Source organism: Rhizobium sp. CSW-27 (genome assembly GCF_018760785.1).
In the GTDB taxonomy this organism is placed as follows: Bacteria; Pseudomonadota; Alphaproteobacteria; order Rhizobiales; family Rhizobiaceae; genus Neorhizobium.
The window spans coordinates 1-1174 of the sequence record NZ_JAHHZO010000061.1 but is presented as its reverse complement, the minus strand read 5'-3'; the positions used below and the strand labels follow the sequence as shown (position 1 = coordinate 1174).

2 protein-coding genes are annotated in these 1174 nt (G+C 27.7%); both read left to right on the top strand.

Translation table 11 applies throughout. From position 1 onward, the window contains the following. Window positions 1-241: 241 nt before the first annotated feature. Window positions 242-619 (top strand): hypothetical protein, encoded by a 378-nt coding sequence (locus KLP42_RS26560; protein WP_215571162.1) that lies wholly within the window; start codon window positions 242-244, stop codon window positions 617-619. 288 nt (window positions 620-907) lie between these two features. After that, on the top strand, window positions 908-1174 hold a 267-nt coding region (locus tag KLP42_RS26555; protein WP_215571161.1), incomplete at its 3' end, for a helix-turn-helix domain-containing protein.

The window sequence follows — 1174 nt, the reverse complement described above, 5'->3', positions numbered from 1 at the left end:
TTCAATTATTATTTTCTATTTTTAAATAAGATTATTTTACGCTTTTAAAATGGTTGATTTTTTCTATTTTGATAGGTTTTATGTTATAATTAATATAAGGATATTCATACATTTTATTGAGTATAAATCGATATTTACAAATGTATATTATGATTTTGGATAAAATATAAGCGGTTATTTTAAGTAGTAAATATTAATATTTCAAATAATGATAAAAATATAATTACGGAGATGGTAATATATGAAGAAACAAAATAAAAAATCTCTTTTGAATTTAATTGAAAGCGTGTCTAAAAATATTAGAAACAACATCGACAATACGATGGAACTCGATTCAAAAGTAATAATTAGCAAAGAAGATTTGAACGACATTATTTTCTTAGTGAGACTATGCAGTAACTTAAACGACTCAAATTCAATACCTAAACTTGCTGAAGACTTCGATATCAAATTAGGTACATTAAACGGTTTAATGTCTGGCAAGCGTCTTAGATTCAGAACCAAAACATTAACTGGCTTATTAGACGACATCGAGCTGTTTGCTAATATGAAGTTAACTGATAACGATAATACTTCAGTTGATAACAGCTCTGATTTTGACGAATCTCAATTCAATTAAACATCATTCGATAGCATGTAACTTTTATATGTAGGTTACATGCTTATTTTTATGTGTAAATGACGGGTGTAAGTTTAATAACCTTACTATAAGTCTTACGTGTAAGGTTACATAGTTTAAGTGCTGTAAATACTGTTAAATAGGGCTTTAGTGGATGTTGTAAGGTGTAAAAATGAGGGGGTAGGGTGAGGGGGAAGTTACACTTTACTAAAACAACAAGTAACTGTAAAATTTAATGTAAGGTTTATAGTAAGTATTACAAACTTACATTAAAAGGAGAGAGAGAATATGAGCGAAAATATGATGACGATTAATAAACTAGCCGAGAAATTAAGTGTAAGTCGTCCTACAATTTATAATAACGTTCCAGAAGATATGAGCTTTACAAAAATTGATGGAGTAAATTACATTGATAATGAACTTGAAGAAATCATTACTAAAAAAATTAGCGAGCGCAAACAAAAATCATCTCCCAAAAATGACGAAAAAACTACAACTAACAATCAAGAATTAATTCACTCTTTAAATGAAGAAATTAAATATTTACGACAACAG

Excerpts from the sequence above, each read along its gene's own strand:
- KLP42_RS26560 (WP_215571162.1), top strand. The coding sequence starts at position 242 with ATGAAGAAACAAAATAAAAAATCTCTTTTGAATTTAATTGAAAGCGTG.